Genomic DNA, 5,805 nt, shown 5'->3' on the forward strand with positions numbered 1-5,805 from the left:
CCTGGGGCTGGGCCTGGTGGGCGTGGTGGCGCTGACGAGCCCCGTCCTCGGCTACCTCGAGGATGTGGACAACGCGCGGGAGGAGCTGCTCGGCCACCTGTCCAACCAGGCCCGGGTGCAGGCCGACGCGCTGGGGGTCCACCTGCTGCTGCTGGAGGCGGAGCTGGCGCGCGTCGCGGGCCACCCCATGCTGCTGCCCGAGGACGGCGCGTCCCCGGCGGAGCAGGCGCTGCTCGATAGCGCCTTCTACCACTCGTCGCTCTTCTCGGAGGGCGTGGCGCTGCTGGGCCCCAAGGGGGAGCGCGTGTGGAGCGACCCGCCCGGCATGTCCCTGGGCGCGACGCCCATCACCCGCAGGCCCTGGTTCCAGCGCATGGTGGAGAGGAAGGCGCCCACCATCGACCTGCTGGAGGGCGAGGGGGGCCCGCTGGTGGTGGCGGTGCCCATGATGAGCGACGGCCAGCTCAAGGGCGTGCTGCTCGGCGAGGTGCGCACGGAGGCCTTGCCCACGCGCGCCACGGAGGAGACGGCGCTGTTCCTGATGGACGCGCGCGGGCGGCTGCTGCTGCCGTCGGCGACCTTCAGCCACGCGGAGGACTTCTCGCAGTCGCTGCGCGCCCTGGCGAAGGCGCCCGGGCCGCTGATGCTGGAGGGCACCCGGCTGATGGGGGCCGCGGCGTGGGTGGGGCGCAGCGAGCTGCTCTTGGTGGTGCTCGAGGAGGAGCAGTCCGCCACCGCGGGCCTGCGCTCGCGCTTCCTGCGCCAGCTCGCCTTCCACATCGCGCTGCTCACCTGCACGCTGGGCCTGTTCCTCGTCCTGCTGCGTCACTCCTACCGCTCGCTGCTCGCGGCGGAGGAGCGGCTGCGTCGTCAGGAGACCATGGCGGCGCTGGGCACGGCGGCCGCGCTCATCGCCCACGAGGTGAAGAACGCGCTCAACGGCATCCAGGCGGCGCTGTCGGTCCTGAGGACCACGCCCGCGGGCAGCGAGCTGCCCGTCATCGGCCTGCGCTCGCAGGTGGAGCGGCTGGGGCACCTGGCGCGCTCGCTCTTGTCGTTCGGCGCGCCGCGTGCCGCGCTGCGCCGCAGCTGCGAGCTGCACCTGTTGGTGGGCGAGGCGCTGCAGTCGGTGCGCATGCTGCCGGAGTCGGAGACGGTGGAGCTGCGCACGTCGCTGGAGGAGCATCTCACGGTGCAGGGGGACGCGGCGCTGCTGGTGTCCGCCGTGGACAACCTGGTGCGCAACGCGGTGGAGGCGGGCGCGGTGGCGAAGGACACGGGCCTGCGCCCCTCGCCGTGGGTGTCGGTGAGCCTGTCGCGCGAGGGCCCGGAGGCGGTGCTGGTGGTGGAGGACAACGCGGGCGGGGTGGACCCCCGGCTGGAGCCCCGGCTGTGGGAGCCCTTCGCCACCGGACGGGCCAAGGGCGTGGGCCTGGGGTTGCCCATGGCGCGCACGTCCGTGGAGGCACATGGTGGAAGCCTGACGTATACCCGCCGTCCACAGGGCAGCCTCTTCACGCTGCGGTTGCCCCTGGAGCGCACCTCATGAGCACCCATCTGCTGCTGGTGGATGACGACCGGACCTTCGCGTCGCTGGCGGCCACCGTGCTGCGTCACGAGGGCTTCCGCGTGACGCTGGCGCACTCGCTCCATGACGCGCGCGCGGCGCTCGCCCGGCAGGCCCCCGAGGTGGTGGTGCTCGACAGGCGCCTGCCGGACGGGGACGGCATCGACTTCCTGCCGGAGCTGCGCGCGCAGTTCCCGGACACGGCGGTGATGATGGTGACGGCGCACGGCGACATCGCCAGCGCGGTGGACGCCATCAAGCAGGGCGCGCGCGACTACCTGTCCAAGCCCGTGGAGCTGGACGACCTGGTGCTGCGCGCGCGCAGGGCCGCGCAGGACCTGCAGCTGCACGAGCGGCTGCGCCAGGCGGAGAGCGAGCTGGGCGGGCGGCGGCGGCTCTTGCGTCCGCGCGCGCCGGCCATGGTGGAGGCGCTGCAGATGATCGAGCGCATCGCCACCGCGCCGCGCAGCCCGGTGCTCATCACCGGCGAGACGGGCGCGGGCAAGGAGGTGCTCGCGCGCCACCTGCACAACGTGCAGGGCGGGCAGGGGCCCTTCGTGCACGTCAACTGCGCGGCGCTGCCGTCGGCGCTGGTGGAGAGCGAGCTGTTCGGCCACGAGCGGGGCGCCTTCACCGACGCGCGCGCGGCCCGGCGGGGGCTGGTGGAGGTGGCCGACGGCGGCATCCTCTTCCTCGACGAGATTGGCGAACTGCCGCTGAGCCTGCAGGCCAAGCTGCTCACGTTCCTGGACCAGGGCGCCTTCCGGCGGCTGGGCGGGACGACGGAGCTGACGAGCAACGCGCGCGTGGTGACGGCCACCAACCGCGACCTGACGCGCGAGGTGGCCGAGGGGCGCTTCCGCGAGGACCTCTACTTCCGGCTCAGCGTCTTCCGCGTGGAGATTCCGCCCCTGCGCGAGCGGCGCGAGGACGTGCTGCCGCTGGCGGAGTCGCTCCTGGTGGAGCTGTGCGCGGAGCTGGGGCGCAGGCCGGTGGACTTCTCCAGCGCGGCGAAGGCCCGCCTGGAGCGCTACCGCTTCCCGGGCAACGTGCGCGAGCTGCGCAACGTGCTCGAGCGCGCGCTGGTGCTCGAGTCCGGCCCCGCGCTGGAGCTCCAGGCGCTGGAGCCCCGCGGCAACCAGGGCCCCGCCGCGGTGGACCCGGACGCCTTCGTCGTCTCCGGAGGCCCCCGCACGCTCGACGAGGTGGAGCGGCTCTACGTCAAGCACGTGCTGGGCAGGCTGGAGGGCCGCCGGATGGAGGCCGCCAAGGCCCTGGGCCTGTCGTATCCCACCTTCCTGCGCAAGCTCGAGGAGTCCTGAGCCGCCGTCCCACGGCGGCCCGCCGACGGCCGCCCGGGGCAGGGGACTTCAAGTTCCTTGCTCAAGTTTCTTGAAGTCGGCCCCCGGCCACTGAAGGTTCCTTTCATCGCCCGCCCACCCTGGATGGGGGATTCGCATGTGAATCCAAGGGGTTGGGGCGTGGCACATTCATTGCCATGACGCGCCGCGAGACTCAGCGTGCGCCACCCCCGGTGGCGTCTTCTCGTGGAGGTGTATGGCGATGTCGACGAGTCATGGGAACGCTGGCTCGGCCTGGAAGAACCTGGCCGCTGACCTGCCCGCTTCCTTGGTGGTGTTCCTGGTGGCCCTGCCGTTGTGCATGGGCATCGCCCTGGCCTCCGGTGCGCCGATCGTGTCGGGCCTCATCGCCGGCGTGGTGGGCGGCGTGGTGGTGGGCTTGTTGGGCGGCGCGCCGATGCAGGTGAGCGGCCCCGCCGCCGGCCTGGCGGTGATGGTGTTCGGCTTCATCCAGACCATGGGCCTGGCGATGACGTGCGCCGCGGTGGCCGCCGCGGGCCTGCTGCAGATGGCCTTCGGTGGGCTGAAGGTGGCGCGCGCGGCGCTGGCCATCTCCCCCGCGGTGATTCACGGGATGCTGGCCGGTATCGGCATCCTCATCGTGCTGGGGCAGATCCACATCGTGCTGGGCGGCAGTCCCCAGTCGAGCGCCTGGCAGAACATCAAGGAGCTGCCCGAGCAGCTCATCGGGCTGCACGGCCCGGCCGCGCTGCTGGGCCTGGTCACCATCGGGTTGATGGTGGTGTGGCCGTTCATCGGCAAGGGCAAGCTGAAGCTGGTCCCCGCGCCGCTGGTGGCGGTGGTGGGCGCGACGGCGGTCTCGGTGTTCTGGGGCGCGGACGTGGCGCGCGTGCAGCTGCCGGAGAACGTGTTCAGCAGCATCCAGCTGCCGGCGCTGCCCGCGGCGGGCAGCTGGGGCACGTTCATCGCGGCGGTGCTGTCGCTGGCGCTGGTGGCGAGCGCGGAGTCGCTCCTGTGCGCGGTCGCCACGGACAAGATGCACACGGGCCCCCGGGCCAACCTGGACAAGGAGCTGTTCGCGCAGGGCGTGGCGAACACGGTGTCGGGTCTCGTCGGCGGCCTGCCGATCACCGGCGTCATCGTGCGCAGCGCGGCCAACCTCGCCGCGGGCGCGAAGTCGCGCTGGTCGGCCGTCATGCACGGCCTGTGGCTCCTGCTCTTCGTCACCACGCTCGGCTCGGTGGCGGGCCTGGTGCCGCTGACGGTGCTGGCCGGTCTGCTCGTCGTCGTCGGCACCAAGCTGGTCAACCTGCACCACATCCGCGAGCTGCAGAAGCGCGGCGAGGTGCTCGTGTACGCGGTGACGGTGGCGGGCGTCGTCGGCATCAACCTGCTGGCGGGCATCGGCCTGGGATTGCTGGTGGCCATCCTGCGGTTGTTGTGGCGGCTGGGCAGCGTGAAGGTGGACGTGAAGCAGGTCCAGGACGAGTACCTCGTCGAGGTGTCCGGCTCGCTCACCTTCGTGGGTGTCCCCCGTCTGTCCATGGCGCTGGCGCAGGTGCCGGCGGGGAGCAAGGTCCGCGTGGACCTGGCCGTGGATACGCTGGACCACTCGGGCTTCGAGGCCATCGAAAGCTGGAGTGACACGCATCGCAAGACGGGCGGCTCGGTCGTCATGGAGTCGCTCGAGGAGGTCTGGGTCCGCAGCGGGACGTCCAAGACCTCGAGTCCTGTCCTGGGTCACCAGGTTCCCAACAACACTCTCGCCTCAGAAGGTGCCCGATGAAGAAGCTGATTCGTGGTCTCTTGGACTTCCAGCTCAAGAGCCGGCCCGCCTACCGGGACGTGTTCGCCAGGCTGGCGAAGGGTCAGTCTCCGGATTGTCTCTTCATCTCCTGCTCGGACAGCCGGCTGGTGCCCAACCTCATGGTGTCCACGGACCCCGGCGACCTGTTCGTCGTGCGCAACGTGGGCAACATGGTGCCCGCGTCAGACGCGCAGGGCGTCTCCACGGGAGACCAGTCCGAGGCCGCGGCGCTGGAGTTCTCCATCGCCAACCTGGAGGTCCAGGACGTGGTCATCTGCGGCCACTCGAGCTGCGGCGCCATGAAGGCGCTGCTCGGCGGCGGTCAGGTGCCCGGCGCGCCGAACCTGTCGGCGTGGCTCGCGCACGGCAACGAGTCGCTCAAGACGTTCAAGGCCGGCAGCAACCTGGGTGAGGACCTTCCGGACTACGACCGCCTCTCGCAGCTCAACGTGCTCCAGCAGTTGGAGCACGTGGCCTCCTACCCGCTCGTGAAGGAGCGCGTGGCGTCGGGCAAGCTGCGGCTGCACGGCTGGTGGTTCGACATCGCCAACGCGCAGGTGCACGTGTGGCGCCCGGCGCACGGCCGCTTCATCCCGATGACGGAGCTGGTGGGCGAGGCGCTCCTGCGCGAGCTGGGCGGCGACGCGCCGACTCCGGCCGCGGTGGTGAACCCGTCGAACGGCGCGGGCGCGGCGCACCTGTCGGCCGTGGCCAGCGGCCACTAGCCGTCTCGTAGCAAGCAGGCGAGGGGCACGGCCCGTTTCGGGCCGTGACTCCTGATTGGAATTCGGGCGGAGGAGAGGAAGGATGCGGCCCGGCGCCGCATGACACCCTTCCTCTTCACGTTCGTCGTCCTGGCCTTCTCCGTGGGCGCGGGCCTGTTGGGCTCCCTGCTGGGGATAGGCGGCGGGCTCATCCTCATCCCCGTGCTGACGCTGCTGTTGAAGGTGGACATCCACTATGCGGTGGGTGCGTCCATCGTCTCCGTCATCGCCACGTCCAGCGGCGCCGCGGCCGCGTACGTGCGCGAGCGGATGGCCAACCTGCGCGTGGCCATGTTCCTGGAGCTGGCCACCACGGCGGGCGCGCTCTCCGGGGCCTTCCTGTCG

The 5,805-nt window shown here is 71.6% G+C and carries 5 protein-coding genes; all 5 read left to right on the top strand.

Annotation, left to right across the window (positions count from 1 at the left end; genetic code table 11):
- Position 1 precedes the first annotated feature (1 nt).
- Positions 2–1,549: a PAS domain-containing sensor histidine kinase gene (locus FL311_RS40385; RefSeq protein WP_141332963.1), complete on the top strand. Its 1,548-nt coding sequence runs from the start codon at positions 2–4 to the stop codon at positions 1,547–1,549.
- On the top strand, positions 1,546–2,889 hold the full coding sequence (locus FL311_RS40390) for a sigma-54 dependent transcriptional regulator (protein ID WP_141332964.1): 1,344 nt from the start codon (positions 1,546–1,548) through the stop codon (positions 2,887–2,889). The genes FL311_RS40385 and FL311_RS40390 overlap by 4 nt, the downstream gene beginning before the upstream one ends.
- Positions 2,890–3,130: 241 nt before the next feature.
- Positions 3,131–4,675: a SulP family inorganic anion transporter gene (locus FL311_RS40395; RefSeq protein ID WP_141332965.1), complete on the top strand. Its 1,545-nt coding sequence runs from the start codon at positions 3,131–3,133 to the stop codon at positions 4,673–4,675.
- On the top strand, positions 4,672–5,421 hold the full coding sequence (locus tag FL311_RS40400; protein WP_141332966.1) for a carbonic anhydrase: 750 nt from the start codon (positions 4,672–4,674) through the stop codon (positions 5,419–5,421). Before FL311_RS40395 ends, FL311_RS40400 begins: the two co-directional genes overlap by 4 nt.
- Positions 5,422–5,520: 99 nt before the next feature.
- Positions 5,521–5,805, top strand: a 285-nt coding sequence (locus FL311_RS40405; RefSeq protein WP_141332967.1) for a TSUP family transporter, incomplete at its 3' end; no start/stop codon positions are given.

This window comes from Myxococcus sp. AB025B (genome assembly GCF_006518215.1).
Classification (GTDB): Bacteria; Myxococcota; Myxococcia; order Myxococcales; family Myxococcaceae; genus Myxococcus; species Myxococcus fulvus.

Coding starts and splice junctions, on each gene's coding strand:
- FL311_RS40390 (WP_141332964.1), top strand. CDS start 1,546: ATGAGCACCCATCTGCTGCTGGTGGATGACGACCGGACCTTCGCGTCG.
- FL311_RS40395 (WP_141332965.1), top strand. CDS start 3,131: ATGTCGACGAGTCATGGGAACGCTGGCTCGGCCTGGAAGAACCTGGCC.
- FL311_RS40400 (WP_141332966.1), top strand. CDS start 4,672: ATGAAGAAGCTGATTCGTGGTCTCTTGGACTTCCAGCTCAAGAGCCGG.